Consider the following 25,920-nt stretch of genomic DNA (forward strand, 5'->3'; position numbering starts at 1 on the left):
GCGGCGGTGTCGGTGGGGCGGCGTAGGGTGTGCGGATGACCTCGGACCCGCGGGCACTCCTCGAAAGGCTGCGCGCCGACGCGGTCGCCCGGGTGGAGTCGACGAGGGCGACGCTCGATCAGCTCACGCACGACCGCGAGGGGTCGAACGACGACGACGAGCATGACCCGGAGGGCGTCACGCTGTCGTCGGAGTGGTCGCGCTTGACCGGGTTGGCCGAGGCCGCGGCATCGGAACTCCGGCAGGTCGACGAGGCGATCGAACGACGGGATGCCGGAACGTACGGCATCTGCGCGCACTGCGGTCGGCCCATTCCGGCGGCGCGCTTGGAGGTGCGGCCGTTCGCCACCCACTGCGTCGCGTGCGCGGAGAAGCTCGGCGGCTGAGGGGTTCCGCGGAGGGGACCGCGTTTCGTCTCCCTCCGCTCGCTCAACGACCGGAGCGGATGGGGCCCCGGCCGCTCAACGACCGGAGGCGACGGCGTCGGCGATCGCGCGGCCGAGCTCGACCGTCGTGGCGGTGCCGCCGAGGTCGGGGGTGAAGGGCGCGGCATCCGCTCCTCGGGCGAGAACGCCCTCGATGCCGGCGAGCACGGCCGCTCCGGCATCCGGATATCCGAGATGCTCGAGCATCATGGCCCCGCACCAGATCTGGCCGATCGGGTTGGCGATGCCTCGCCCGGCGATGTCGGGCGCCGACCCGTGCACGGGCTCGAACAGGCTCGGGAACACACCCTCGGGGTTGATGTTCGCGCTCGGCGCGATGCCGATCGTGCCGGTGCACGCGGGGCCGAGGTCGGACAGGATGTCGCCGAACAGGTTGCTCGCCACGACCACGTCGAACCAGTCGGGGTGCAGCACGAAGTTCGCGGTGAGGATGTCGATGTGGAACTGGTCGCGCGTCACGTCGGGGTAGTCGAGACCCACCGCCGCGACGCGTTCATCCCAGTACGGCATCGAGATCGAGATGCCGTTGCTCTTGGTCGCCGACGTGAGGTGCCCGCTGCGGCGCGCGGCGAGGTCGTAGGCGTAGCGCAGCACCCGGTCGACACCGGTGCGGGTCATGACCGTCTCCTGCAGCACGAACTCCCGCTCGGTGCCCTCGAACATGCGGCCGCCGATCGACGAGTACTCGCCCTCGGTGTTCTCGCGCACGACGTAGAAGTCGATGTCGCCCGGCTCCCGACCGGCGAGCGGCGAGACGACCCCGGGCATGAGGCGACACGGCCGCAGATTGACGTACTGGTCGAACGCTCGGCGGAACCGGATGAGGCTCCCCCACAGGCTCACGTGGTCGGGCACGACCTCGGGCCAGCCCACGGCGCCGAAGTAGATGGCGTCGAATCCCCGGAGGGTGTCGAACCAGTCGTCCGGCAGCATCTTGCCGTGCTGCTGCCAATAGGTGGCACTCGCGAAGTCGAACTCTTCGAACTCCAGGGCGATGTCGAAACGTGCCGCGGCGGCCCGCAGCACGCGCAGCCCCTCGGGCATCACCTCGGTGCCGATGCCGTCGCCGGCGATCACGGCGATGCGGTGTGTGGTGGTCATGGGTGTCCTTTCGGAGGGGTGGCGGCTTTCGAATCGCTTGATGTGCAGAATCCCGAGGTCGAAAGCCGCAAATCAGGCGATTCGAAAGCTCGGGCAGGTCAGAGCACGTCGCGGTCGGCAGGGTGGTGGCACGCGACGCGGTGCGTGCTGCCCGGCGTGACGAGTCCGGGTTCGGCGAGCTCGGGCACGACCTCGGCGCAGATCGCGGTGGCCTTCCAGCAGCGGGTGCGGAACCGGCATCCGCTCGGCGGGGCCACCGGGCTCGGCACGTCTCCCGTGAGCACGATGCGCTCGCGAGCCCGCTCGGCCCGGGGGTCGGGCACGGGGATCGCCGACAGCAGCGCCTGCGTGTACGGGTGCAGCGGCCGCTCGTACAGCTCGTCGACCGGCGCCTCCTCGACGAGCTTGCCGAGGTACATGACTCCCACGCGGTCGCTGAGATGCCGCACGACCGACAGATCGTGGGCGATGAACAGGTAGGTGAGGCCCAGGTCGCGCTGCAGGTCGTCGAGCAGGTTGAGCACGCCGGCCTGCACGCTGACGTCGAGCGCGCTGACCGGCTCGTCGAGCACGATCACCTCCGGCTCGACGGCGAGCGCTCTGGCGATGCCGATACGCTGCCGCTGCCCGCCGGAGAACTCGTGCGGGAAGCGGTCGGCGTGGGCGGGGTTGAGCCCGACCTGCGCGAGCAGCTCCTCGACGCGGCGATCGCGGTCGCCGCGGTGCAGCCCGTGGATGACGAGCGGTTCGGTGAGCGTCGCCCGCACCGACTTACGCGGGTTGAGCGAGGCGTACGGATCCTGGAACACGAACTGCACCCGCCGCCGCAGCAGCCGAAGGCGCTCCCCCGACACGGCCGTGATGTCATCATCGCCGAGCCGGATCGATCCCCCGTCGCTGGGCTGCAGGCGGGCGACGCTGCGTCCGAGCGACGACTTGCCGCATCCCGACTCGCCCACGAGCCCGAAGGTCTGCCCACCCTCGATCGACAGGCTCACATCCGACACCGCCTGCACGACCTCGCGGCTTCGGCCGAACAGGCCGCCGCCGACGCGGTACTCCTTGACGAGTCCGTCGACCGTGAGACCGGTGTTGCCGGTGCGTTCCTCAACCTGCGATGCGCTCATGACACCGCCTCCTTCTGCCATTCGTCGACGCGCACGCAGGCGGCGGTATGCCCGACGCCGACCTCGATCGGCGGCGGCACCACCGCGTCGCAGAGTCCGGCGACGGCGTGGGCGCAGCGTGGTGCGAAGCGGCATCCCTGCGGCCATTCCGTCGCCACCGGCGGTTGCCCGGCGATCTGGTACAGACGCTCGTCGCGCGAGGAGCGTCTGTCGAGCCGCGGCAGCGAGGCGAGCAGTCCGGCGGTGTACGGATGGGCGGTCTCGTAGAACAGCGGGTCGACGTCGGCGGTCTCGACGAGTCCTCCCGCGTACATGACCAGCACGCGGTCGGCGGTGCCGGCGACGACCCCGAGGTCGTGCGTGATGAGCAGCACGGTCGTGCCGGTGCGGCGCTGCACCTCGCGCAGCACCTCGAGCACCTGCGCCTGCACCGTCACGTCGAGGGCGGTGGTCGGCTCGTCGGCGATCAGGAGGTCGGGTTCGTTCGCGATGCTCATGGCGATCATCACGCGCTGGCGCATGCCCCCGGAGAACTCGTGCGGGTAGCGATCGACGCGCAGTTCGGGAGAGGGGATGCCGACGAGGTCGAGCAGTTCGACGGCCCTGGCCCTCCGCTCGGCGGCCGTGCTCTCGGGGCGGTGCACGCGCACGGCCTCGACCAGCTGCTCGCCGACGCGCATCACCGGGTTCAGTGCGGTCAGAGCATCCTGGAACACGATCGCGACGTCCTTGCCGCGGATCTCACGCAGCTCGTCGTCGGAGAGCCCGACGAGCTCGCGGCCGCGCAGTCTGATCGACCCGGTGACGACGGCCTTCTTCGGCAGCAGTCCCATGATCGCCATCGCCGTCATCGACTTGCCCGATCCGGACTCGCCGACGATGCCGACGGTCTCGCCCGTGCGCAGGGTGAACGAGACCCCTTCGACGGCGCGGGCGAGCCCGTGGTCGGTGGGGAAGCTGATCGCGACGTCTTCGACCTGGAGCAGGATCTCGCCGTGGCCGCCGACAGAGGGGCTGGTCATAGGTTCTTCCCCTGCGGGTCGAGGGCGTCGCGGAGACCGTCTCCAATGAAGTTGACGCAGAGCACGGTGACGAGGATGAACAGGCCGGGGAAGTACAGCAGGTACACCTGGGGCGTGCCGACGTACCCGGCGGCCTGGCTGAGCATCGATCCCCAGCTCGTCTGCGGCGGTTGCACGCCGAAACCGAGGAAGCTCAGGGTCGACTCGGCGATGATCGACGAGGCGACCGCGAGGCTCATCGCGACCGCGATCACCCCGGCGAGGTTCGGCAGCAGGTGCGACACGACGATGCGGAACCCGGATGCCCCGATGCCGCGCGCCGCGTCGATGAAGTCCTTCTCGCGCAGCGACAGCACCTGCGCCCGCACGACCCGGGCGATGTAGGTCCAGCCCAGCGCGGTGAGTGCGAAGACGATCGTCGTGGGCGACGAGCCGAGCCCCTGCAGGATGACGGCGAGCAGCGCGATCGCCGGCACGATGAGGAACAGGTCGGTGATGCGCATGATGAGCTCGCCGATCCACCCGCCCACGTAACCGGCGACCGCGCCCAGCGCCGTGCCGACGACGGTGGCGAGGAGGGCGACGGCGAGACCGATCGCGAGGGATATCTGCCCGGCGAACAGGATCTCGCTCAGGTAGTCGCGGCCCAGCTCGTCGGTGCCGAGCCAGTGGGCGCCCGATGGCGGGGTGGGTCCGGTCAGCAGGTCCTGCTGTCCCTGCGGATACGGCGCGATCCACGCCGCGCCGAAGCAGACCACGAGCAGGATGACGAGGACGACCAGGCTCACGACACCGAGCCGATGGCGCAGGAACCCCTTCAGCAGCTGGCGGGTCGGGGCCTTCTGCGGATCCTGTTCGGCGAGCAACTCCTCCCGCCCGGCGATGCCTGCACTGCTCATGACAGCCTCACTCTCGGGTCGAGCACCGCGTAGGCGATGTCGGCGATCAGGTTGCAGACCACGACCGCGACGGCGACCACGATCATCCACGGCAGCAGCACGTACACATCGCCCGCGACGAGCGACTGCAGGAACAGGCGGCCCATGCCGGGGATCGCGAAGATCTGCTCAGTGACGACGAGACCGCCGATGAGGATCGCCGCGTCGAGTGCGACGACCGTCACGAAGGGAGCGAGCGAGTTGCGCACCGCGTGGCGCCAGATCACCTGGCGACGCGGCACTCCCTTCGCCCGCGCGGTGCGGACGTAGTCGCTGGACAGGGCGTCGAGCATGGCCGCACGCCCGAACCTGCTCCACGATGCGACGAGGGCGATCATGAGCGCCGCCACCGGGAGGACGAGGTGGCGGAGGTAGTCGAGCGGGTCGCTCTGCCCCGGTGAGTTCAGTCCGATGAAGTACAGCGGCGGGTCGCTCAGGCCGAACGTCTCCTTGGGCCACACCGCGAAGGTCTGGATGAGGATGAGACCGAACCAGAAGGCGGGCATCGCGATGCCGATGTACGAGGCGCCCGTCAGCAGGTTGTCGCCCAGCGAGTACTGCCGGACGGCCGAGTACACGCTCACCGCGCCGGCGATCAGCACGGCGGTCAGGAGTCCCCAGAACGCGAGCTGCAGCGTCGGCCACAGCGCCTCTCCGATGAGCGGCAGCACCGGGGTGCCGGTGCGGGTGCTGAGCCCCCAGTCGCCGACGACCATCGATCGCAGCCACAGGAAGTACTGCTCGGGGATGCTGCGGTCGAGGCCGAGTCGCTCGATCTCCCGGGCGATCACCGAGGGGTCGTGCGCCTGGCGGAGCTTCGCCAGCGGGTCGAACGTCGAGCGAACGGCCCAGAAGAGGATGAACGAGGCGACGACGATCACCGGGATCGAGTAGAGAACCCGTCGGGTGATGAATGTGAGCACGTCGTCGCCTCGTTCCTGTCCTGCTGTGCGGGAGCGCGCCTCAGCCGGCCAGGCCCCATTCGGCGAGGTTCCAGAACGGACCCTCGATCGGGTTGATCTGCAGCGGACCGCCGACCTTCTCGCTCCACAGGAGCACGTTGGGCACCACGTCGAGCGGCAGCGATGGCACGTTCTCGGCGATCAGAGCGTCGGCTTCCTGCGAGGCCGCGATCCGAGCATCCTGGTCCACCTCGGTGTCGACCTGCGCGAGCAGGTCGTCGAGGCCGTCGATGTTCGCGCGGTAGAAGTTGATTCCCGAGAAGCCGTTCGCCTCGCTGGGGATGTTCACCGACGAGAAGGTCGACGACAGGGTGGGGTCCGGGAACGTGTCGACCAGCGCCCAGATCCCGGCCTGGAAGTCGCCCTCGGGAGCGATCGTGCCGAACAGGTCGGCAGGGGTGACCTGATCGATGGTCATCTCGAATCCGGCATCCGCCAGCTGCGACTGCAGGACCTGCACGGTGAGGTCACGGCGCTTGTTGCCGGCGAGCGTCTTGATCGAGAACGTCGCCGTCTCGCCGCCCTTCGCCCAGACGCCGTCGCCGTTCTTCGACCAGCCGTCGCCTTCCATCAGCTCGTCGACCTTGTCGAGGTCGAGCGTGTACTGCGAGAAGTCGTCGGCGGCGAAGGGCGCGACCATCGGGGAGTTGAAGCTCTGCTGGGCCTCGTCGATGCCGAGGCTGCCGAACAGTCGCTTCACGATCGCGTCGCGGTCGATCGAGTAGGCGAGAGCCTGACGCACGGCGACGGAGTCGAACGGGGCGACCGCGTTGTTCAGCCAGATCGCCTCGAGGTTGCCGCTTCGAGCGTCGACCTGTGAGCGGATGCCGGGGAGCCCGGCCTCGATCTGCGTCAGCGCGTCGAGCTGCGGCGTCGGGGCGAGCACGCTGACCTGGCCGCTCTTGAGCGCCTGGAACGCCGCGGTCGTGTCGGGCAGGAAGAGGAACGTCACCTTGTCGAGGTGCGGCTTCTCACCCCAGTAGTTCTCGTTCGGGACGAGCGTGACCGAGGTCCCGCGCGTCCACTTCTCGATCTTCCACGGGCCGCCGCTGAAGTCGTAGCCGTCGGCCATGATCGCCGCGCGGTCCTGCCCTTCCAGCAGGTGGGCGGGCATGATGCCGTAGACGCTGAACAGCGTGCGCCAGCCGGCATAGGCGGAGTTCAGGGTCACCACCGCGGTCGCCGGGTCGCTGGAGTCGACCGCGGTGATGCGGTCGTAGCCCGTCTTGTCGAAGATGTCGTCGCCGTCGCGGATCTGCAGGGCGGTGTAGGCGAAGTCGGCCGAGGTGATCGGCTCTCCGTCGGACCACACGGCCTTCGGGTTGATCGAATAGGTGATGGTCTGGGTGCCGTCGTCGGCGACGACGACCTCGGGCTCGCCCGTGACGAGGTCGGACGGGGTGGGCTGCCACTCGTCGTCGACGAGCCGGGTCTGGAACACGCTCGGCATCGTCGGGATCTGCATCACGTACGTGCCCCAGATCGAGCCGCCGCAAGTCGCGATCCAGTCGGCGCAGTCGGGCTCCTGCTCGGCGCCGATGACGATCTCTCCGCCGTCGACGACAGCGACGTCGCTCGGCTCGGGCGTCGTGGACGACGAGCTGCACGCGACGAGCGAGCCGACGAGGGCGGCAGCGGTCAGGGCCGCGATGACGGCGCGACGTGAAGCGGGTACAGCGGTGCGAAGACGTGACTGCGACATTGCCGGATCTCCAGTGATCGATACGAATCGGGCGGGTACGACCGTGCTGTGGTGCGGGTAGGTGGTCTGACTCTAAGGCGGTCCCGGCGAGATAGCAAGCACTTTAGTCAATGTTCGTGACTATGAGGCGGGCAGAGACCGTGTTCGAGGGCGCGACGGGATGCCGAGGCGCCCGGGATCAGGCGTTCCGCGCGGCTGCGTCAGGCCGCCGCCCCGCGAGACGCAACCCGGCGAGGAAGGCGACCGCGATGAGCCCCAGCGCCAGCAGGACGAATCCGATCACTGTCGTGCGCGATACGAAGAAACCGCCGCCGTCTCCCGCGAACGTCGCCGAGGAGAGCGGCTGATACGCAAACCATCCGAACGAGACGGGGGTCATCAGACCGACGACCGTCGCCGCCAGTCCCGCGACCACGAGCAGGGTCGCGGCAGTCCAGGCGATCGTTGACTTGCGTCGGCGGCTCATCCCCCGACGCTATCGCGGCAGGTGCCGCGTGGTGCGAGGACCGCGCGCCGGGTCAGCCGTCCCAGCGCTCTCCCGCGAGGGTGCGGCGGGCGAGCTCGTGCATGCGGCGCTGGTCGACTGCCGCGCCGTCCAGCCCGGTGGGCTCGTGCCCGCCCTCGAACACGTCCAGCACGACGTCGCCGCCACGCGCGCTCAGCTCGTCGACGTAGCGCTGGACCCCGACGATCGGAGTGCGGGTGTCGACGTCACCCTGGTTGATCCACACGGAGGCCGTCACGTCCTCGAGGTAGGTGATGGCCGAGAACGGCTCGACCATCTCCGGCGGCACCCACGAGCTCCACACGCTGCGCACCGCGGGGTTCATCGCGTCGATCGCCGCCGACCACTCCGCCACCGCGACGTGGGCGAGCCCGCCGGCGAACAGGTCGGGTAGCCGTCCGACGCTCAGCAGCGTCATGTGTCCTCCGTAGGACGCGCCCGTGATGAACGTCGTCGCTGGGGCGGCCAGGCCCTGCTCGCGCAGGAAGCCGATCGCCGCCGCCACGTCTTCGATCTCCCGATCGCCGCCGACGCCCCAGAAACCCTCCCGGAACGCGCGACCGAAGGTGACCGACCCGCGGTAGTTGAGCGAGGCGACGGCGAAGCCGGCATCCAGCCAGGCCTGCGCCGAGGGGTCGTAGCTGTCGACCGTCACGAGGTTCGGCCCGCCGTGAATGGTCAGCACGGTGCCGAGCGGCTCATCGCGCGCCGGCCGCCCCCACCAGAGCTGCACTCGGGTGCCGTCGGCGCTCGGCACCATGGCCGACGCGAGCGGACGCCCCGGCGGTACCGGCGCGGGCTCGATCAGGGTGACCGCGGTGCCGTCGGCGGCGATCTCCTCGACGTGCAGGGGCACGTCCCAGGTCGAGCGCACGGCACGCACGGCGCCGGTCGGCGCGAAGTACGACGCCCATTGGAACGGATGCAGGTCGGCCACGTCGGGGTCGAAGACGCTGCCGCCCTCCGCCACCACACACGCGTCGCCGGAGGCCTCGTCGATCTCGACCAGACGGTGGATGCCGTCGTCGACGTGCACCGCGAGGATCCGGCCGCTGGGGGAGTGCCAGTCGATCGGGACGACCTCACCGGCGAGATCGGGCAGGTCGAAGTCGACGCGCTCCCCCGTGCGGACGCTCCAGATCGCGGGGCGCGAGAACCCGCTGCGCTCGGTGTTCACCAGGAGACGGTCGTCACCGGCATCCGACGCGAAGCGCACTCCGCGCACGGGCCCGGCGGGGAGGTCGTCGAGAGTCGCGACGACGTCGCCATTACGACCGTCGACGACCGTGAGCAGCGGACGGCGGATGCCGGGATTGTGCGCCGTCGTGTCGACCGAGACGAGCGCGCCGTCAGGGGAGATCTGCCCGTACCAGGCCTCCACGGGGTTCGAGTAGACGACCCGGGGCTCGCCCCAGGGGGCTGCGGGGATCACGAGCACGTGGAAGCCGTCCTCGTCGACCACGGTCGCGACGACCGAGCGGCCGTCGTACGACGATTCCAGGCCGCGCAGGACGTACGGGGCACGACCGGGCGTGAGCTCGACGCGCTCGGAGCCGTCGACCGCGAAGGCGACGAGGCCGCCGACCTCCGACCCGCCGCCGTCGTCGAGGTCGACCACCCAGCGGGCATCCGCCGTGAGGATCGCGCCGACGCCGACCGGGAACGGAAGGAGGTCGCTCGGCGCTGCGGGCGCACGCCAGATGCGACCGCGTGCGCCGTCGGAGTGGTTCTCGACGAGGAGGGCGAGGTCGTCCGGGCCGGGCACGGGCCGCACCGTCAGCAGATACGGCACCGCGAAGCGCGCGTCGAGCGCCTCGTCGGACGGGACTGCGGGGACCTCGAGCATCCTTGCTCCTTCGTGTCGTGCTCCCCTCGCATCCGGGAGCTTGCCAATGGCGTTGACTATAACAGTGGCTAACGACGGGAGGCTAGACTTCGAGCATTGTCGACGGCACTGACAGCACGGCTGACAGGCATGGGGTACCGTGAATCCGCGCGGGCCCCGACGGCCGCGATCTGCGAACGGAGTACTCGATGGCGACACGGAAGGCCGCGGATCCGGCGAAGAAGCCGGCAGCGACATCCGGTGCGAAGGCGACCAAGGCGACCGGTCGCCCACGCCGAGCCCGCGACTCGCTCAGCCGCGAGATCATCGTCGCCGCCGCCGACCGCGTCGTCGAGCGCGAAGGCCTCGACCGTCTCACATTCCAATCGATCGGCGAAGAGCTCGGCGCACACCCCACGTCGATCTACCGGCACTTCCGCGATAAGGACGAACTGCTGCTCGCGCTCATCGACACGCTGCGCGCCCGCTCGTACAGCGGCGGCATGGTCGCGACCGACGACTGGCTCGCCGACCTGCGCGCCCAGGCGCACCTCATCCACGACCACTACATGCGCTACCCCGAGTTCGCCCTGCAGATGGCGCTGCGCCGGCCGACGGACTTCTCGTCGATGGAGTTCTCGATCGGCGCGCTGCGCCGCGGCGGCTACGACCGCGAGCAGGCCGCCCTGTATGCCAGGGCGCTCGGGCAGCTGATCCGCTCGGCGTCGAGCATCCAGGCGGCGCTCACCGCGATCCCGGCCGAGGTGCAGGATGCCGATGAGCTGACGTGGCAGATGGACCGCCGCCGTCTCGACGCCGACGAGTACCCCGAGATCGCGTGGGCGGGCGACGCGCTGCCCGGCATCCGCGACCCCCGGGCCTGGGAGACGGCGCTCGACCTGATGCTGGAGAGCATCGCACGACACGCCCCCGGCGCCTGACGCGGGCAAGGCGTCTTGTGCGCGCATAACGAAGGAGATCTCGCGCTACGAAGGAGCATCTACGCGGATTCGTCCTGCGATACGTGAGATCTCCTTCGTTGTGCGCGTGGAGCGAGTCAGCCCGCGCCCGATTCAGAGGCGGCGTCGAGGTCGTCGATCATGCCGGCGAGCAGGTCGATCCGCTCGTGCAGCGACGCGATCGACACCCACTCGTGGTCGGCGTGGGCACCGGATCCGCGCGGGCCGAGCCCGTCGAGCGTCCTCGCGCCGACCGCGGCGGTGAAGTTGCCGTCCGACGCCCCTCCCGCCGATACCGCCTCGACCTCGGCGTGCCCCAGCCGTTCGGCGACGCGGCGCGCACACGCGAGCAGCTCCTCCGACACGCTCTGCTCCATGGGCGGCCGGTTGATCCCGCCGTGCACGTCGACCCGCACATCGGGCGTATGGGCGCCGAGCGACTGCATCCGTCCGTCGACCCGTTCGAGCTCGTCGAGCGTCCACGCGCGTACGTCGATGCGCAGCTCGGCGTGCTCGGGGATGACATTGGTGACGGTGCCCGCCTGCGCGACGGTCGGGCTCACCGTCGTGCCGCGGTCATCGTCGGCGAGGTGCGGCAGCGCCAGCACGTGGTGGGCGAGCTCGGCGAGCGCGCTGCGTCCCTTCGCCGGTTCGAGTCCGGCGTGCGCAGCGCGTCCGGTGAAGGCGAGACGGTAGATGCTGCCGCCGCGCCGAGCGATCTTGAGCGCCCCGTCGAGGCTCGGTTCGAGCACGAGCACCGTGCCCACCCGGGCGGCCTCGCGTTCGATCAGCGCGCGGGACGTGATCGAACCGACCTCTTCGTCGCTCGTGAGCAGGATCGCGACGCGTTCGGGGCGCGACACCCTCTCGAGGGCGGCGGCCATGATGACGATGCCCGCCTTCATGTCGAAGACGCCCGGCCCGGTGGCGCGGTCGCCCTCGACCCGGAACGGGCGCTCGGCGATGGTACCGGCCGGGAAGACCGTGTCGACGTGGCCGATCAGCAGCACGGTCGGATCGTCCCCGCCCGACCACCGCAGATGCGAGACGCCGTCGACGGTCTCGAGCTCGCCGTCGGCGCCCACGACGGGGCTGATCCACGAGCGGATGAGCTGCTGCGCGGCCGCCAAGCCCGCGGCATCCCCCGTCGGCGTCTCGATCGTCACCAGCTCGGCGAGCCGGTCGACCTCGCGCGCGGTCATGCGCCCACCTCCGTGAGGAAGGTGCGGAGTGCGGATGCCGTGGGCTCCGGCGCCTCCTCGGCGAGGTAGTGGTCGGCGTCGACCGCTCGGCCTCCGATACCGGGGGCGTACGGCTCCCAGGTCGACAGCACGTCGAAGTTGCGGCCGACGTAGCTGTGCGCGCCCCACAGGGCGAGGGTCGGCGCGGTGACGACTCGCCCGGCCGAGCGGTCGGCGCGGTCGTGATCGAGATCGACGGATGCCGCAGCGCGGTAGTCCGCGCCGGAGGCGTACACGGTGTCGAGGTCGAAGCAGCGCAGATACTCGTCGAACGCATCGGGTAGGGCATCGCCGTCGTGGCGTCGACCGGTGAAGCGGCTGCGGAGCCAGGTCTCACGGTCCGCGCCGATCAGCGCTTCGGGCATCCCGTCGTCTCGGGCGAGGAAGAACCAGTGGAAGTACGCGGTGGCCATCTCGCGGTCGACGTTCTCGAACATGTGCAGCGTCGGCACGATGTCGAGCACGGCGAGCGCCGTCACGGCCTCCGGGTGATCGAGCGCCAGGCGGTGCCCGACACGACCGCCGCGGTCGTGGCCGATCACCGCGAAGCTCTCGTGTCCGAGCTGCCGCATGAGCGCGACCTGGTCGCGCGCCATGTCGCGCTTCGCATACGAGGCATCTCGCGGCTTGGCGGAGTCTCCGTATCCACGCAGATTGGCGGCGACGACCGTGTGGTCCACGGCGAGCGCGCCCGCGACGGCATCCCACATCGCCTTGGTCTCGGGGTAGCCGTGCAGCAGCAGCACGGCCGGTCCGGAGCCGCGGACCTCAGCCGCGATTCGGATGCCGTCGCACTCCGCCGTGATCGACACGGGAGCGGGAGGTGTGGTCATCGTCGTCCAACCGTCGGAACAGCAAGTCAATAGCGTTGACTATATCAATGACGAGCGAATCCGCCACCCCGGTTCTGCTCGGGGGTCAACCGGAACGCCGCCGGAAGTAGGCTGAGGGCATCATGGACGAGTTCATCCGCGGTTTCTGGGTCTGGGCCGGCAGCTACTGGTGGCTCATCTTCCCTGTCATGGGCATGGCCGGGGGCGCCGCGAAGGCGTGGGAGCGCAGCGCGAAGCGCCGGCATGAACGCCGTCTCGAGACCCTCCGGGTGAAAGCCGAGCTCAAGGCGGCACAGATCGAAGCTCGCGCCGGGGGCAGGCGTCAGGGACCGTCGGTCATCGACACCACGGCGCCGCCGGTCGCGCCGAACACTCTTCTCGAGCGGCTCTTCGCCGAGCACGACGAGATCACCGCGCGGTGGCTCGACTACGAACTCGACGTCGCGAAGCTCATCGCGTTCCCCGCCATGAGCGACGGCCGCCAGCCGCTCGTCGCCGCGTTCCTGCGGGCGAAGCGCACGGCCGACGCGCTGCGTCCGGCATCCGCCGACGCCGCCGTGACCGAGCAGCAGGTGTCGGAGTACCTCGACGCGGTCGGCGCCTACGCCGTGGCGTTCGAGGTCGCGGAGAAGGATGCCAGGCGACTGCGCGACTCGACCTTCACCGAACCGGAGCGCAAGCGTCTCGATCGTGCGCAGCAGCTGCTCAAGGTCGCGGTCGACGAATCGGCCACGCAGGCCGAGCGGAACATCGCCTACAAGCGGGTGCGCGACGAGCTCGACGGGCTGATCCTGCTCAGCGACGAGGCCGTGCAGGTGCTCGAGAAGCAGGTGGCACGCGAGCTCCCCGCCCACCCGGCAGCGACCCCGGATGCTCCGGAATCGCATCCCGAACCCGAGCGGCTGCCGCTGCGCCGCGACGAGGCATCATGACGCCGGAGAATCTGACCGGGCCGATCTGCGTGCACGCCGAGGCGCCGGTGTGGTCGCCGTCGTGGGGCGGGGTCAGATGGGTGGATGCCGAGGCCGCCGACCTCGTGACCCTGCGCGACGACGGCATCCACCGCCTGCACCTCGACGACGACTACGCGGCGTTCTTCCGCCCTCGCATCGGCGGCGGCTTCGTCGCGGTCGGGGCGCGCCGTCTTCACCTCGCCGACACCGCGGACGGACCGGCGCGGGTTGTCACGTCCTTCGATCTCGGGTCCGCGCAGTTCAACGACGGCACGGTCGACCCGCGGGGTCGCCTGCTCGCCGGATCCATGGCCACCGGAGACGACAGCGCGGCCGGGAGAGTGCTGCGCATCGACGGCGATCTCTCCTCGACCGAGGTGCTGTCCGGCGTCGAGACCTCGAACGGCATCGGCTTCTCCCCCGACGGCACCCTCGCCTATTACAACGACACACCGACCCGCCGCGTCGACGTGTTCGACGTCGTCGACGGCGAGCTGCGCGACCGGCGCGGGTTCGTGTCGATCGCGGACGACCAGGGGATGCCGGACGGCCTCACCGTCGCCGCAGACGGTTCCGTCTGGGTCGCGCTCTGGAACGGCTCGGCCGTGCACGGGTACTCGCCCGAAGGGTCGCTGATCGCCCGCATCGAGCTGCCGGTCCCGCAGGTCAGCGCGTGCACGTTCGGCGGCGACGACCTCGGCACGCTGTTCATCACCACATCGGCGCAGGGACTCGGCCCCGATCACGGCACCGAAGCCGGATCGCTGTTCGCGGTGCGCCCCGGCGTGCGCGGTCTGCCGGTCGTGCCGTTCGCCGGCTGAATCAGGCACCGTCGGGCGGTGGCGGAGGGGTCCCGACGCCCTCCGCCCGCGACACGGCTGCACTCAGCCGGATGAACCGTGTCACGGGCGCAAGGCGCCGGGTCCGCGAGGTCAGCGCACCCGGGCGCGCTCCACCCGCTGCCGCTGGCGACCGAGTCCCTCGATCTCGATCAGCATCTCGTCGCCCTCCGCGAGATACGGGAACCGCCCCGACAGCGCCACACCCTCCGGTGTTCCGGTGTTCACCACGTCGCCGGGCTCCAGCACCATGTACTGGCTGAGGTCGCGGACGAGCTCGAGAACGGGGAACACCATGTCGGCGGTCGACGAGTCCTGTCGGGCCGCGCCGTTCACCGACGACCGGAGCCGCAGCGCCTGCGGGTCGACCTCGTCGGCCGGCACGAGCGCAGGCCCGAGCGGATTGAAGGTCTCGGCGCATTTGCCCTTCGACCACTGGCCGCCCGACACCTCGATCTGGAAGGCGCGCTCGGACACGTCGTTCGACACGGCGTACCCGGCGATCACGTCGCGCGCCGCCTCGGCCGAGGGCAGGTAGCGCGCGGTGCGACCGATCACGACCGCGAGCTCCACCTCCCAGTCGACCTTCTCGGCGTCCGGCGGAAGCAGCACCACGTCGTCGGGTCCGACGACGGTGTTCGGATGCTTGAAGAAGACCACCGGATGCTCGGGCGGCAGCGACCCCGATTCGGCGGCGTGCGCGGCGTAGTTCATGCCGATGCAGATCACGGCTCCGGGGCGCGCGACCGGGGCGCCGATGCGCAGACCGCTGATGTCGGCTGCGGGCAGCGCGCCTGCGGCGAGCGCCGCTCGGACGCGGGCGATGCCGCCATCCGCGAGGAACGCCCCGTCGATGTCGGGCGTGAGCGAGGACAGATCGTAGACGGCACCGTCGTGTCGCACGAAGGGCTTCTCCGAGCCGAGCGATCCGAGACGCAGCAGTTCCATGGTCGCGCCGCGATCAGCCGGCGTGGGCGGGGGCAGGAGTGACGAGCGGGACGGACTCGCCGGCGAGGAAGCGGATGACGTTGTCCGCCGCGTGCACGGGCAGATCGTCGAGCGCCTGCGGCGAGAACCACGCGGCGTGCGGGGTGAGCAGGACGTCGTCGAGATCGCGCAGCGGGGAGTCCGCCGCGAGCGGTTCGCCGCCGAAGACATCCAGCGCCGCACCGCCGAGGTGCCCGGATCGGAGGGAGGCGGCAAGCGCCCCCTCGTCGACCAGCGGCCCGCGGCACGTGTTCACCACGACCGCTCCCCGCTTCATCGTCGCCAGGGCGTCGGCGTCGATCAGATGCCGGGTCTCATCGGTGAGCGGCACGTGCAGGGTGAGGATGTCGGCGGCGGCGATCGCCTCGTCGATCGCGACCGGCTCGCAGCCGGCCGCCCGCACGGAGTCGGCGGCGGCGAACGGATCGGCGACGAGAACACGGAACCCGAGCGCACGGCATCCGCTCGCGACGACGCGTCCGATGCGCCCGAAACCGAGCACCGAGACCGTGGTGCGCGACGGGCGCACGGCGAGAGGACGCGCGTCGACGGCCTTCCACGTGCCGGCGCGCACCGCGCGGTCGTACGCGAGGAGGCCGCGCGCCTGAGCCATGATCATGGCGACGGTGTGCGCGGCGACCTCTTCGATGCAGTAGCTCGGGGTGTTCGCGACGGCGATCCCGCGGTCGGCGGCGGCATCCACGTCGATCATGTCGTAGCCGATGCCGACGCGGCTGATGATGCGGAGGTTCGGCAGACGATCGAGGACGTCGGCGGTGATCGGCATCCACTGCACGACCAGTCCTTCGGCGTCGGCGGCGCCGGCGGCGAGGAGGTCGTCGATCGTGGCGGACGCGGCACGCTCGGCGCGCAGACCGGCGGCGCGGAGGGTGTCTTCGATGACGGACCCCGGCAGGTCGCAGTCGGTCACGATGATGAGGGGCTCGGGCATGGAAGGGATGCTATAGCATCTAGCAACCGCACCGCCAGGTCGTTTCGGGCGATCGCGCATTTGCTATAGCGTTCAGGTATGACACAGCGACGAGCGCTCATCACCGGCGCGAGCTCGGGCATCGGCACCGCAGCCGCCCTCGAACTCGCCACCGAGGGGTACGCCCTCTGGATCACCTACACCGGGCGCGAGGCCGAAGCCGCCCGCGTCGCCGACGAGTGCCGCGCCGCCGGCTCTCCCGATGTGCACGTGTCACGACTCGACCTGCGCGATCAGGCGTCGATCGACGCGCTGCTCGCGGAGATCACCGCCGAGTGGGGATCGCTGCACGTGCTGATCAACAACGGCGGCGTCTGCCCCTACACCCCGTACGACGACATCGACGTCGAGGAATGGGACTTCGTGCTCGAGACGAACGTGCGCGGCATGTTCTTCCTCACCCGCGGCGCGCTCCCCCTGCTGCGCGCCGCCGACGGCGACCGCTCCGTCGTCAACCTGTCGTCGATCGCCGGCCAGGTCGGCGCGCTGCAGACCGGACTCCACTACTCCGCGAGCAAGGGAGCGATCCTCGCACTCACGCGCAGCTTCGCGCGCCACCTCGCCCCCGAGGGCATCCGGGTGAACGCGGTCAGCCCCGGGCCCGTCGCGAGCGCCATCACGGATCAGCTGCAGGGCGAGGGACGCGACAGGCTCGCGGCATCCATCCCCCTCGGCGCATTCGGACAGCCGGCCGACGTCGCGTGGATCATCGCCTCTCTCGCCTCCGAGCGGGCGGGCTTCATCACCGGCGCCACGTACGACGTCAACGGAGGAGTGCGCATTGACTGACAGCATCCGCTCGGCGGCGCTCACCGTGCAGGCCCAGCTCGACGCGTTCAACGCGCACGATCTCGACGCGTTCGTCGCGACCTACGCGGCGGATGCCGTGATCACCGGCGTCGCGCCGGAGCCGATCGTCGGCACGGCGGCGATCCGCGCGTTCTACGAACCCCGGCTGCAGAACCCCGAGCTGTCGTGCGTGATCGAGAACACCGTGCTGTTCGGATCGCGGTGGGTCGTGGCCCAGGAGCAGGTGGTGAACGCGGGCGTCGCCACCGAGACCATCGCGACCTTCGACGTGGTCGACGGTCTCATCGCGCGCGCCTCGATGCTCAAGGCCTGAGTCGACCGTCGACGCGGGGTGTCCCGCCTCAGTTGGCACCGCCCGCGGGAATTCGCCAGGGATTTCGGCACGAGGTGCCAACTGACCGGGGCGGGGAGGCATTGTCCCGTCGCAGTGGGCTCGGGCGGTCGCGACTGATGCGACTGAGTTGGCACCTCCCGCGGGAAGTCACGCGGAATTGCGGCAGACGGTGCCAAGTCAGCCGGGGGATGCGGTGTCAGGTGCCGACTCAAGGGTCGGAGGGATGCCGCTCCCGGCCGTCGAAGCGGGCGCGGAGCGCCGGGTCGACGACGACCTCGCCGAATGACGCCGTCCACGCGCCGTCGACCGCGATCGACTGCCCCGACAGATACGGAGCCTCGTCGGAGAGCAGGAACGCCGCGACAGCCGCGACCTCCTCGGCTCGGGCGATCCGGCCCATGGGCGGCCCCTCCGCGAGCGCGCGCTCTGCAGCCACCGGATCGGAGGATGCCGCGATCTGCGCCTCGAGGTGCGGCGTGCGCACGCCACCCGGCGCGACCGTGTTGGCGCGTATGCCGAGTCCGCCATATGTCACGGCCACACTGCGGCTGAGCGCGTCGATGCCGCCCTTCGTGAACTCGTACGCCGCGTGATCGACGAAGCTGGAGCGGCCGTGGATCGAGCCGACGTTGACGATCGCACCCGCGACGCCCTGGTCGAGGAACGACGAGACCGCCGCCGAGCATCCCCAGACGTACCCGAGGCCGTTGATGTCGAGGATCTCGCGCACCACCGTCTCGTCGAGCTCGTGCAGGGGTGTGCGCTTGGTGATGCCCGCGTTGTTGACCCAGCCGCGCAGGGGCGCGTAGGCGAGGGCGGCGTCGGCGGCACGCTCGTGGACGCTGCGGTCCGCAGCATCCCCCACCACGACCTCGGCGACGATCCCCTGCTCGACGGTGCCCGACCCAGCGGACCGCTCGAGCCCCACCACCGTCCACCCGTCGGCGGTCAGCCTTTCGGCGATCGCCCGGCCGATGCCCTTGCCGCTGCCGGTCACGACGGCGCTCCTCGGCGCGGACGTCATGGTCGCTCCTCTCGGTCGAAGGTGAAGACGGCCGGGTCGAGGCCGAAGCCGAGTCCCGGACTCCCGGCGGGACGGACGTCGCCCGCGAACGTCGGCCCGCCCGTCACGAAGCTCGCCGCGGGGTCGTAGGGATTCACTCCGCGCGCGAACGTCTCGACCTCGATCCCGAGGTGGGCGGTGACCTCCGGATACACGTGACCGGACACCCGGATGCCGCGCTCCGCCGCCCACGACACGATCTCGCGCGCGGGAGTGATGCCGCCGATCGCGACGACGTCGAGGCGCAGCACATCGACCCCACCCTGCTCGACGAGCGCACGCAGCACGGCGGGGTCGGTGACCTCGTCGCCGACCGACAACGGCAGCCCGCTCTCGGCCCGGATCCGAGCGCATCCCGCTGCATCCTCGGGCAGGAGCGGATCCTCGAGCCAGGCGAGGTCGGGCGCTCCCCACTGCGCGATCTCGGAGAGGGCCTCGTCGGCGTCGCGCCATCCGAAGCCCACATCGACCACGAGGCCCGTCTGCCGCGGCAGCTCCGCACCGAGGATCACGAACAGCTCGCGCATGTATGCCGGATCGGGAATGCGCGACACCTTGACCTGCGCCCATCCCGCGGCCTGGCGCAGAACCTCGTCGGCGACGTCGCGAGGAGTGCGCTGCGGCGAGGGGTACGCCGCGACGAGCATCGCGCGACGAGGGGCGTCGCCCGCCCCGAGGAGCTGCCACAGCGGCACCCCCGCCCGGCGAGCGGCGATGTCCCACAGGGCGATGTCGACGAGGCCGATCGCGCGCCGCACGAGGCCCACTCGTCCGACGATCGCGCTGCCCCGCAGCATCCGGTTCCACGCGGCCGACGGGTCGTCGGCATCCGCCCCGACCGCGTGCGGAGCGACCAGGCGGTCGACGATCTCGGCCATCGGCGCCTCCCGCGACAGGCAGTACGCGACCCCGGTCGTGCCGTCGGCGTCGGACACGCGCACGGCGCTGTACTCGCGACGGGTCACCGTCATGGCACCGAGGTGCAGCGGAGCAGGAAGCGGCAGCACCGCCGTCGCGGTGTCGACCCGCGCGACCGCCGTCATTCGGGCCTCTTCGCGAGCGGCACGCCGTAGTCGACCAGGAACCCGCCGTCGACGTAGAGCGTCTGGCCGTTCATGTAGCGCGACTGATCCGACACGAGGAAGCTCACGGCATCCGCGATCTCACTCGCCTCCGCGAGACGACCCGCCGGGATGCGCGACAGGATCGTGTCGAGGCTCAGCGTGCCCTGCTCGACACCCTGGCGGAAGACGCCCGTGTCGACATAACCGGGTGCGACCGCGTTCACGCGCACCCCGCGGGCCGCCCATTCCGCCCCCGCGGTCGACGTGAGACCGATCACCGCGGCCTTCGTCGTCGCATACGGTGCGCGGCCGGCGGAACCTCGCGACGAGATCGACGAGATGTTCACGATCCGGCCGGCGCCGCGCGACAGCATCCGTCGTCCGGCTGCCTGCAGCGCCGAGAACACGCCGTGCAGGTTCACGTCGACCACGGCCGACCACTCGTCCCACGAGAGGTCTTCGATCGCGCGATGGCGCTGGATGCCGGCATTGTTCACCAGCACCTCGATCGGCCCCAGCTCCGCCTCGATGACCCCGAAGACCCGGTCGGTCGCGTCGTGGTCGGTGACGTCGAGCTCGCGCCACAGCACGCCGGCGCCCGCATCGGATGCCGTGAGGCGCGGCACCCGGTCGGCGGCGACGACGCGATAGCCGTCTGCGACGAGGCGGCGTCCGATCGCCCAGCCGATGCCGGCGGATCCTCCCGTGACGATGGCGACGGGGGCGTAGTCTGTCATTTCTCTCCTCTGGTCGGGGCGGATGCGGCTGGAACGGATGACGCGGATGCGTCGTCGAGACCCATCACGCGCGTCGAGGCCCACCGTCCCCCGCGTCGTTCCTGATGGGTCTCGACGCGGGTGTGGGGCTTCGGCGCAGGAGGCGCGGATGGCGCGGACAGGGCACTCGCGAGGAGGGCCGCGACGACCTCGCAGGCGTGCTCCTCGAGAAGCTCGAGGCTGCCCGCGGCGAGGGGCGTCTGCCAGGCCTGATACGCCCCTCGTTCGTACGCCTCTCGCGTCGGCAGGTACACGAAGCCCGGGCCGTTCGTGAGGTTCATCACCACGATCGGGATGCCGGGGAACCGGGCGCGCAGCGTCGTCTGCAGCCGCGAATACGCCTCGCCGGGGTGGCCGACGATCACCGCATGCCCCCACCGCCAGGCCCACACGGGGTGCGCGACGGTGGGCCCGTCGATGTACCCCTCGCGGAGGTTGCGGGCACGGCCCAGCCGCTCGTCGCGCGAGCGCGGATCGATGTCCTTCCACTCCTCGGCGAGCTGATCGAGCGTGGGCAGGTCGCGGAGCGGCAGATCGACCGTCGTCGTCGAGCCCGCGGCATCCTCCCCTCCGTCCCCCGGGCGTCCCCGCCAGATGGCGAGCGGTGCGCCGGACTCGACGACCCCGCCGAGGGTGAGCTCGTCTCCGGGCAGCGGCAGGCCGTCGAGGGCCGAGAGCACCGCGTGTCCGAGCGATCGTCCGTGCCGGTCGGCCACGGCGACATCGCCGGTGTACTGCTCGCGCGGCGCGAGCTCGCCCGACGCTCCCTGCACGAACAGGCACGGCGCACCGGTCGCCGTCTCGACGATCTCGCGCATCGCGCCGACGTAGTCGGGAGACAACTCGCGGTTCTGCCACGCGAGCGTGGTGGGGTGGCACGCGTAGTTCACGATCGTCGCGCGCACCGCCCCGCCGACGCTCACCCGTCCGATCGTCACGGTGTCGTCGGCGGCGACGTCCGGGTTCCAGCCCACGAGGGCCCGGCCGTCGACGTCGAGCTCGCGATCGGCGGCGAGGTCGCAGCGCCCGGTCGTCCACTCGATGAGGCCGGGTCGGGCGGAGTCGAGCGCATCACGGCCGGCCGCGATGCCCTGCTCTGCAAGGGTCTCGAGGTATCCGGGGATCAGCTCGCCGCCCTCGAGGTGCGCGTCGGCCGCGCACAGCACCGCGCCAGCGTGCGTGTGCGAGAGCGACAGCATGAGCTGATCAGCGTCGAGGCCGAGCCCGTCGAGGATGGCCCCTCGCACCCCGAGCTCGTCGGCCACCCGTCGCCACCATGTTCCGTCGACCGCGAGCAGCACACGCGCGCGCCCGTCGCCGCCGGTCACCGCGAGCGCGGTCAGTTCGAAGGGCCGATGGGCGCCCTCCGCGCGCTCCCAGTCGGCGGGTCCCCAGTTCTTCGCGCGGATGCCGACCGGCGGCGTCACATCGCGCCTGGCCACGCCGACGAGCGCCGACGTGCGCGGGACGCGGATGCTGTCGCCGATCGCGAGCGGGGCGGTGGTCATGCGGACTCCTTCGGGTGTGCAGGGGGAGGGAATGCCATAGCATCGAGCGGAGCGCCCCGGCATCCGCTGACGGCGTCGCGCATCGAGGAGGGCATACGAGTGCGCAGCGTGTCTGACCAGAACATCGCCGAACAGGTCGCCGACGAACTGCGCTCCGCGATCCACTCGGGGGAACTCGCTCCCGGCGAGAGACTCGTCGAGCGCAAGCTGGCGGAACGGCTCGGCGTGAGCCACATTCCCGTGCGCGAAGCGCTCACGAGGCTCGCGCAGGAACGCCTCGTCGTGCACGAACCGCGCCGCGGAGCCCGCGTGGCCGCGCTCACCGCCCGCGACCTGGAGGAGATCTCGAGCCTGCGGATCGTGCTCGAGCAGTTCATGGCCGTCCGCGTGCAGGAGCGGTGGGACGAGGAGGCGGCCGCGCGCCTCGGCTCCGTGGTCGAGGCGATGGCGGCGGTGCCCGAGGGCGACATCGCCGAACTGCTGCGGCAGGACCGGCTGTTCCACGAGACGCTGTCGGAGCTCGCCGACCACCGCTTCCTCGACGAGGTCACCTCGCACCTGCGCGGCCGCGTCGCCGGGTTCCTGCACGCGGCGAACTCCGCTCTCGACCCCGCCGAGCAGGAGGAGCACGTGCGCAGCCACCAGCGGATCGTGGACGCGATCGCCGGCGCCGACCCCGAGACCGCTCGCGCCGTGATCGCCGAGCACGTGACCAGAGCAGCCCAGCGCATCACCCCGACCGACGCGGAGGCATGACCCCCATGACGAAGACCATCGTGATCACCGGAGCGTCCGACGGCATCGGCGCCGCCGCCGCGCGGCAGCTCGCGGATTCCGGGCACCGGCTGCTGCTCGTCGGTCGATCGGCCGAGAAGACCCGCGCTGTGGCCGACGACACCGGCGGCGAGGCGCTGACCGCCGACTTCGCGCGACTCGACGACGTGCGGGCGCTGGCCGGTCGGATCGACCACCTCCTCGGCGACGACGGCCTCGACGTGCTCGCCAACAACGCCGGCGGCATCTTCGGCGACCGCACCCCCACGGTGGACGGCCACGAGAAGACCATCCAGGTCAACCATCTCGCACCGTTCCTGCTGACGAACCTGCTCCTGCCCCGACTGCTGCGCAGCCGAGGGGCCGTCATCAACACGTCGAGCGTCGGTCACCGCCTGTTCGGCGACCTCGACGTCGACGACCTCGACAACGAGCGGCGCTTCAGCGCGAACAAGGCCTACGGCGACGCCAAGCTCGCGAACATCCTCTTCGCGAAGAGCCTGCACACGCGGTTCCATGCCGACGGGCTGAGCGCGGTCGCCTTCCACCCCGGCACCGTTCGCACGAACTTCGCGGCCGACTCGTCGAGCCTCATGCGCCTCGTCTACCGCAGCTTCCTCGGCCGGCTCATACTCACGGGCGTCGAGGAGGGCGGCGGCATCCTGCGCTGGTTCATCGAGGGCACCCCCGACGAGACCTGGTTCTCGGGCGCCTACTACGACGAACGCACCCTCTCGAACCGCGTCAATCCGCAGGTCGACGACCCCGCCCTCGCCGAGGCGCTGTGGCAGAAGAGCGCCGAGCTCGTCGGCATCCCGGCATCCTGACCTCGCGCGCCCGCGCGGCTGCGAAGGAGATCTCTCATAACGAAGGAGCGGATGGGGCATCTGCTCCTTCGTTACGCGAGATCTCCTGCACAGCACGGGGCGACCAGGATGCTCAGACCGCGATGTTCGCGGTGTCGACGACGCGGTCGCCCTCGGCGGGGAACGCCGTGCGGGTGACGCCTGATTCGACGTTGCCGGTGTGCAGGAGGGTCGACTCCGCGCCGAAGGCGCCGTCGGCGAGTTCGAGCGCGCCGCCCTCGAAGCGGTTGCCGACCGCGCGGTAGTGCGTGACCCCGGTCTTCAGCGAGACGTGCGTCGCCGACCCCTCCGCACGCAGGGTGCTGTCGCTCACGGTCAGGTGCAGCGGCCCGGCGCCGGTCCGTGCCACCCCGGTGCCCCCCTTCAGCAGGACGTCCGACCCGGCGATCTCGACGGCCTGACGCTCGCCGCGGGCGGCAGCGATGCGGGCGTTTCGCAGCGTGGACCCCTCGAAGCGCAGGCGCTCGGATGCCGAGGTGATCGGCGCCGCGTCGTCGGCCGCGGTGAGCGTCGACCCGCGGAACGTGACGGCTCCCGGCCCGGTGATCTTCATGCCGCCGACGCCGCTGAGCACGGTGTCGACGAAGGTCACGGGCGTGGTGACCGCCGCGCTCGTGAGCTCGCCGGGGGCGACGAACGTGAAGTGCGAGTCGGCGATCACGTTCGGCCGAGCCGACGCATCCGACTGCTGGGTGATGATCAGGGTGTCGGATGCCGTGCAGCCGCGCAGCTGCGCCCCGTCGGCGTTGATCCACAGCATCCCGGAACCGGAGAGCGAGGGCTTGCCGATCACCTGCACGTCTTCCAGGGTGAGATCGGTGATGCGCACTCTGGCGACGAACCACGAGCAGACGTGCTTGCGCACCGTGATGCGCTTGGCCGCCGAGCCCCAGGCCGCGCCCGAGTTCGCGAACGTCATGAGGCCCGAGTTCCCGGTGTAGGTGAGGTCGTGCTCGTACTGGCCGTGCGTCACGAACGGTCCCTGATCATCGCCGTCGCCGTGGCAGTTCTCGACGAGGCAGTAGGCGCTGGCGGTGAAGTCGTTGAGGTGCCGGGCGTTCGAGGTGTGGCAGTTCGCGACGTAGCCGTACAGGCAGTAGATCTGCTGCGTCAGGTACCCGGCACCGCCCCATGTGACCGACGTCGGGTTCGAGAGGTTGCAGCTCTCGGTGGTGAAGTACGTGTTCCAGCGGCGCTGGATGAGCGGCCAGAACGTCGCGGTCCCGTCGATGTGGTCGGCGTCGCAGCGCACCGCATACTCGAAGGCGAGCGGGTGCGAGCCGGTGTACTCGTCGGCCCCGCCGCCCAGGAAGCGCAGGTTCGACACGGTCACGTCGTGCACGGGCTTCACGAGGCGCCACGTGATCGTGCGGTCCTTTCCGAGCGGCCAGCCGTTCTTGTAGTTGACGCGGATGTGGGTGCCGTCGACGATCTGGGTCACCTGCACGAGCCGCTGCAGCTCGCGCTCCCACCGACCGGCCAGGCCGTTCACCTCCGCGGCGTACCAGCTGCCCACGGCGAAGAACGACGAGTCGGCGACCGGGAAGACGTCGGCCAGGTCGGGCACGGTCTCTCCGAGCTTCGCCTCCTGCACGGCATCCGTCACCTCGCCGCGGAAGAACATGACCGCGGCGAACGGGTCGTCCTTGGGGGCGTTCTCGATGCCGACGGTGGTCATGAGGTTGTTGCCGAAGTCGAAGGCCAGGTTCGAGCGGGTGAAGCGGTGCCGTCGCACGAAGTTCAGGTCGGTGTGCGCCTCGATGCGGTGGATCGAGAGGTCTCCGACCATCGCGTCGAGGGCGTCGTCGGCGGGCGCGGAGGCGTCGAACAGCCCGAACTGCCGGAACTCCACGACGCCGGAGTGCACGAGCAGCCACGCGCCCTCCTTCTTCGCGGCGAGCACGGTGCCCCCGTTCACGGCCGGTGCGTCCTTCTTCACGAAGCGGTAGAGCCCGTGCCCGCCGTCGCCCGGTGCCGCGTACCCGGACGTGCGCACGAGATCGCCGTCCTTGCCCTTGAGCCCGGCGAGGTCGGCGGCGGTCCCGGCGTTGCCGACGGCCTTCGACGTCGCGGCGCTCAGCGGAGCAACCGGACCAGCGGCCTGCGCGGGCGCGTGGCTCGCGACCGCCGCCACCCCGCCCAGCGCTGCGGCCCCGAAGCCGGCGAGCAGCATCCGCCGGCTGCGGAACGCGGCGGTCTCGGTCCTGTCCTCGTTCGTGATCGTCATGCTGTCGTCCCTTCGTGCGGCGGCATCGCCGCTGTCGGGCGTGCGACCGGCCGGTCGGCACGCGGCA

Annotated in this window: 25 protein-coding genes; 8 read left to right on the top strand and 17 right to left on the bottom strand. The window is 70.7% G+C overall.

The features are described 5' to 3' along the window. Window positions 1–35 precede the first annotated feature (35 nt). A complete protein-coding gene (locus RAC81_RS07415) occupies window positions 36–386 on the top strand; it encodes a TraR/DksA family transcriptional regulator (RefSeq protein WP_375081758.1) in 351 nt (116 codons plus the stop codon). Window positions 387–461: 75 nt separating this feature from the next. Here RAC81_RS07415 and RAC81_RS07420 read toward each other — a convergent pair whose 3' ends face one another. From RAC81_RS07420 to RAC81_RS07455, 8 genes are all read right to left on the bottom strand, one after another. Beyond that, window positions 462–1,547 carry a tartrate dehydrogenase gene (locus RAC81_RS07420; RefSeq protein WP_375081759.1) on the bottom strand — a complete coding sequence of 362 codons (1,086 nt, stop codon included), beginning with the start codon at window positions 1,545–1,547 and terminating at the stop codon, window positions 462–464. A gap of 98 nt (window positions 1,548–1,645) precedes the next feature. After that, complete coding sequence (locus tag RAC81_RS07425; protein WP_375081760.1) at window positions 1,646–2,674, bottom strand: ABC transporter ATP-binding protein; 1,029 nt, start codon at window positions 2,672–2,674, stop codon at window positions 1,646–1,648. Next, window positions 2,671–3,696, bottom strand: a complete 1,026-nt coding sequence (locus RAC81_RS07430) for an ABC transporter ATP-binding protein (RefSeq protein ID WP_375081761.1) — start codon at window positions 3,694–3,696, stop codon at window positions 2,671–2,673. The genes RAC81_RS07425 and RAC81_RS07430 overlap by 4 nt, the downstream gene beginning before the upstream one ends. Then, window positions 3,693–4,595: an ABC transporter permease gene (locus RAC81_RS07435; RefSeq protein WP_375081762.1), complete on the bottom strand. Its 903-nt coding sequence runs from the start codon at window positions 4,593–4,595 to the stop codon at window positions 3,693–3,695. The genes RAC81_RS07430 and RAC81_RS07435 overlap by 4 nt, the downstream gene beginning before the upstream one ends. Continuing rightward, complete coding sequence (locus RAC81_RS07440; RefSeq protein WP_375081763.1) at window positions 4,592–5,557, bottom strand: ABC transporter permease; 966 nt, start codon at window positions 5,555–5,557, stop codon at window positions 4,592–4,594. Before RAC81_RS07440 ends, RAC81_RS07435 begins: the two co-directional genes overlap by 4 nt. Window positions 5,558–5,597: 40 nt before the next feature. Further along, window positions 5,598–7,298 (bottom strand): peptide ABC transporter substrate-binding protein, encoded by a 1,701-nt coding sequence (locus RAC81_RS07445; protein WP_375081764.1) that lies wholly within the window; start codon window positions 7,296–7,298, stop codon window positions 5,598–5,600. A 178-nt stretch (window positions 7,299–7,476) separates the two neighbouring features. Beyond that, on the bottom strand, window positions 7,477–7,764 hold the full coding sequence (locus RAC81_RS07450) for a hypothetical protein (RefSeq protein WP_375081765.1): 288 nt from the start codon (window positions 7,762–7,764) through the stop codon (window positions 7,477–7,479). Window positions 7,765–7,816: 52 nt separating this feature from the next. Continuing rightward, on the bottom strand, window positions 7,817–9,649 hold the full coding sequence (locus RAC81_RS07455) for an alpha/beta hydrolase family protein (RefSeq protein WP_375081766.1): 1,833 nt from the start codon (window positions 9,647–9,649) through the stop codon (window positions 7,817–7,819). A 188-nt stretch (window positions 9,650–9,837) separates the two neighbouring features. Between RAC81_RS07455 and RAC81_RS07460 the strand changes: the two genes are divergently transcribed. Next, the gene (locus RAC81_RS07460) at window positions 9,838–10,569 is read left to right on the top strand and encodes a TetR/AcrR family transcriptional regulator (RefSeq protein ID WP_375081767.1); all 732 of its coding nucleotides are present in this window, start codon (window positions 9,838–9,840) and stop codon (window positions 10,567–10,569) included. A 116-nt stretch (window positions 10,570–10,685) separates the two neighbouring features. On the opposite strand, the gene RAC81_RS07465 is transcribed toward RAC81_RS07460, so the two are convergent. Then, a complete protein-coding gene (locus tag RAC81_RS07465) occupies window positions 10,686–11,789 on the bottom strand; it encodes a M20 family metallopeptidase (protein ID WP_375081768.1) in 1,104 nt (367 codons plus the stop codon). Beyond that, window positions 11,786–12,661 (bottom strand): alpha/beta fold hydrolase, encoded by an 876-nt coding sequence (locus RAC81_RS07470; RefSeq protein WP_375081769.1) that lies wholly within the window; start codon window positions 12,659–12,661, stop codon window positions 11,786–11,788. Before RAC81_RS07470 ends, RAC81_RS07465 begins: the two co-directional genes overlap by 4 nt. A 122-nt stretch (window positions 12,662–12,783) precedes the next feature. Here RAC81_RS07470 and RAC81_RS07475 point away from each other — a divergent pair, with 122 nt between their 5' ends. Both RAC81_RS07475 and RAC81_RS07480 read left to right on the top strand, forming a co-directional pair. Further along, on the top strand, window positions 12,784–13,593 hold the full coding sequence (locus tag RAC81_RS07475; protein WP_375081770.1) for a hypothetical protein: 810 nt from the start codon (window positions 12,784–12,786) through the stop codon (window positions 13,591–13,593). After that, window positions 13,590–14,435 carry an SMP-30/gluconolactonase/LRE family protein gene (locus RAC81_RS07480; RefSeq protein ID WP_375081771.1) on the top strand — a complete coding sequence of 282 codons (846 nt, stop codon included), beginning with the start codon at window positions 13,590–13,592 and terminating at the stop codon, window positions 14,433–14,435. Before RAC81_RS07475 ends, RAC81_RS07480 begins: the two co-directional genes overlap by 4 nt. A 111-nt stretch (window positions 14,436–14,546) precedes the next feature. On the opposite strand, the gene RAC81_RS07485 is transcribed toward RAC81_RS07480, so the two are convergent. Both RAC81_RS07485 and RAC81_RS07490 read right to left on the bottom strand, forming a co-directional pair. Continuing rightward, window positions 14,547–15,401 carry a fumarylacetoacetate hydrolase family protein gene (locus RAC81_RS07485; RefSeq protein ID WP_375081772.1) on the bottom strand — a complete coding sequence of 285 codons (855 nt, stop codon included), beginning with the start codon at window positions 15,399–15,401 and terminating at the stop codon, window positions 14,547–14,549. Window positions 15,402–15,414: 13 nt separating this feature from the next. After that, window positions 15,415–16,392, bottom strand: a complete 978-nt coding sequence (locus RAC81_RS07490; RefSeq protein WP_375081773.1) for a C-terminal binding protein — start codon at window positions 16,390–16,392, stop codon at window positions 15,415–15,417. Between the two features lie 78 nt (window positions 16,393–16,470). Here RAC81_RS07490 and RAC81_RS07495 point away from each other — a divergent pair, with 78 nt between their 5' ends. Continuing rightward, the gene (locus tag RAC81_RS07495; RefSeq protein ID WP_096714005.1) at window positions 16,471–17,220 is read left to right on the top strand and encodes an SDR family NAD(P)-dependent oxidoreductase; all 750 of its coding nucleotides are present in this window, start codon (window positions 16,471–16,473) and stop codon (window positions 17,218–17,220) included. Further along, window positions 17,213–17,554, top strand: a complete 342-nt coding sequence (locus RAC81_RS07500; protein WP_375081774.1) for a nuclear transport factor 2 family protein — start codon at window positions 17,213–17,215, stop codon at window positions 17,552–17,554. The genes RAC81_RS07495 and RAC81_RS07500 overlap by 8 nt, the downstream gene beginning before the upstream one ends. A 229-nt stretch (window positions 17,555–17,783) precedes the next feature. Here the strand turns inward: RAC81_RS07500 and RAC81_RS07505 are convergent, their stop codons facing one another. The 4 genes from RAC81_RS07505 to RAC81_RS07520 are packed head-to-tail and all read right to left on the bottom strand — an operon-like array spanning window position 17,784 to window position 21,986. Next, complete coding sequence (locus tag RAC81_RS07505) at window positions 17,784–18,599, bottom strand: SDR family NAD(P)-dependent oxidoreductase (protein ID WP_375081775.1); 816 nt, start codon at window positions 18,597–18,599, stop codon at window positions 17,784–17,786. After that, entirely contained in the window at window positions 18,596–19,681 is a 1,086-nt protein-coding gene (locus RAC81_RS07510) for an enolase C-terminal domain-like protein (protein WP_375081776.1), read from the bottom strand. Before RAC81_RS07510 ends, RAC81_RS07505 begins: the two co-directional genes overlap by 4 nt. Next, window positions 19,678–20,439: an SDR family NAD(P)-dependent oxidoreductase gene (locus RAC81_RS07515; RefSeq protein WP_375081777.1), complete on the bottom strand. Its 762-nt coding sequence runs from the start codon at window positions 20,437–20,439 to the stop codon at window positions 19,678–19,680. The genes RAC81_RS07510 and RAC81_RS07515 overlap by 4 nt, the downstream gene beginning before the upstream one ends. Next, window positions 20,436–21,986, bottom strand: a complete 1,551-nt coding sequence (locus RAC81_RS07520; protein WP_375081778.1) for a hypothetical protein — start codon at window positions 21,984–21,986, stop codon at window positions 20,436–20,438. The genes RAC81_RS07515 and RAC81_RS07520 overlap by 4 nt, the downstream gene beginning before the upstream one ends. A gap of 108 nt (window positions 21,987–22,094) precedes the next feature. On the opposite strand from RAC81_RS07520, the gene RAC81_RS07525 reads away from it, so the two are divergent. Both RAC81_RS07525 and RAC81_RS07530 read left to right on the top strand, forming a co-directional pair. Beyond that, complete coding sequence (locus tag RAC81_RS07525; RefSeq protein WP_375081779.1) at window positions 22,095–22,742, top strand: GntR family transcriptional regulator; 648 nt, start codon at window positions 22,095–22,097, stop codon at window positions 22,740–22,742. 5 nt (window positions 22,743–22,747) lie between these two features. Continuing rightward, entirely contained in the window at window positions 22,748–23,587 is an 840-nt protein-coding gene (locus RAC81_RS07530) for an SDR family NAD(P)-dependent oxidoreductase (protein ID WP_375081780.1), read from the top strand. 112 nt (window positions 23,588–23,699) lie between these two features. Here the strand turns inward: RAC81_RS07530 and RAC81_RS07535 are convergent, their stop codons facing one another. Next, window positions 23,700–25,853: a peptidase C14 gene (locus RAC81_RS07535; protein WP_375081781.1), complete on the bottom strand. Its 2,154-nt coding sequence runs from the start codon at window positions 25,851–25,853 to the stop codon at window positions 23,700–23,702. Window positions 25,854–25,920 lie beyond the last annotated feature (67 nt).

Source organism: Microbacterium sp. CR_7, from assembly GCF_041954755.1.
GTDB lineage: Bacteria > Actinomycetota > Actinomycetes > Actinomycetales > Microbacteriaceae > Microbacterium.

Bases quoted from the DNA above. Each gene is read 5' to 3' on its own strand.
- RAC81_RS07535 (WP_375081781.1), bottom strand. From the start codon at position 25,853: ATGACGATCACGAACGAGGACAGGACCGAGACCGCCGCGTTCCGCAGC.
- RAC81_RS07495 (WP_096714005.1), top strand. From the start codon at position 16,471: ATGACACAGCGACGAGCGCTCATCACCGGCGCGAGCTCGGGCATCGGC.
- RAC81_RS07530 (WP_375081780.1), top strand. From the start codon at position 22,748: ATGACGAAGACCATCGTGATCACCGGAGCGTCCGACGGCATCGGCGCC.
- RAC81_RS07515 (WP_375081777.1), bottom strand. From the start codon at position 20,439: ATGACAGACTACGCCCCCGTCGCCATCGTCACGGGAGGATCCGCCGGC.
- RAC81_RS07490 (WP_375081773.1), bottom strand. From the start codon at position 16,392: ATGCCCGAGCCCCTCATCATCGTGACCGACTGCGACCTGCCGGGGTCC.
- RAC81_RS07485 (WP_375081772.1), bottom strand. From the start codon at position 15,401: ATGGAACTGCTGCGTCTCGGATCGCTCGGCTCGGAGAAGCCCTTCGTG.
- RAC81_RS07445 (WP_375081764.1), bottom strand. From the start codon at position 7,298: ATGTCGCAGTCACGTCTTCGCACCGCTGTACCCGCTTCACGTCGCGCC.
- RAC81_RS07475 (WP_375081770.1), top strand. From the start codon at position 12,784: ATGGACGAGTTCATCCGCGGTTTCTGGGTCTGGGCCGGCAGCTACTGG.
- RAC81_RS07455 (WP_375081766.1), bottom strand. From the start codon at position 9,649: ATGCTCGAGGTCCCCGCAGTCCCGTCCGACGAGGCGCTCGACGCGCGC.
- RAC81_RS07510 (WP_375081776.1), bottom strand. From the start codon at position 19,681: ATGACGGCGGTCGCGCGGGTCGACACCGCGACGGCGGTGCTGCCGCTT.
- RAC81_RS07420 (WP_375081759.1), bottom strand. From the start codon at position 1,547: ATGACCACCACACACCGCATCGCCGTGATCGCCGGCGACGGCATCGGC.
- RAC81_RS07520 (WP_375081778.1), bottom strand. From the start codon at position 21,986: ATGACCACCGCCCCGCTCGCGATCGGCGACAGCATCCGCGTCCCGCGC.
- RAC81_RS07430 (WP_375081761.1), bottom strand. From the start codon at position 3,696: ATGACCAGCCCCTCTGTCGGCGGCCACGGCGAGATCCTGCTCCAGGTC.
- RAC81_RS07450 (WP_375081765.1), bottom strand. From the start codon at position 7,764: ATGAGCCGCCGACGCAAGTCAACGATCGCCTGGACTGCCGCGACCCTG.
- RAC81_RS07465 (WP_375081768.1), bottom strand. From the start codon at position 11,789: ATGACCGCGCGCGAGGTCGACCGGCTCGCCGAGCTGGTGACGATCGAG.
- RAC81_RS07435 (WP_375081762.1), bottom strand. From the start codon at position 4,595: ATGAGCAGTGCAGGCATCGCCGGGCGGGAGGAGTTGCTCGCCGAACAG.
- RAC81_RS07470 (WP_375081769.1), bottom strand. From the start codon at position 12,661: ATGACCACACCTCCCGCTCCCGTGTCGATCACGGCGGAGTGCGACGGC.
- RAC81_RS07425 (WP_375081760.1), bottom strand. From the start codon at position 2,674: ATGAGCGCATCGCAGGTTGAGGAACGCACCGGCAACACCGGTCTCACG.
- RAC81_RS07460 (WP_375081767.1), top strand. From the start codon at position 9,838: ATGGCGACACGGAAGGCCGCGGATCCGGCGAAGAAGCCGGCAGCGACA.
- RAC81_RS07505 (WP_375081775.1), bottom strand. From the start codon at position 18,599: ATGACGTCCGCGCCGAGGAGCGCCGTCGTGACCGGCAGCGGCAAGGGC.
- RAC81_RS07480 (WP_375081771.1), top strand. From the start codon at position 13,590: ATGACGCCGGAGAATCTGACCGGGCCGATCTGCGTGCACGCCGAGGCG.
- RAC81_RS07415 (WP_375081758.1), top strand. From the start codon at position 36: ATGACCTCGGACCCGCGGGCACTCCTCGAAAGGCTGCGCGCCGACGCG.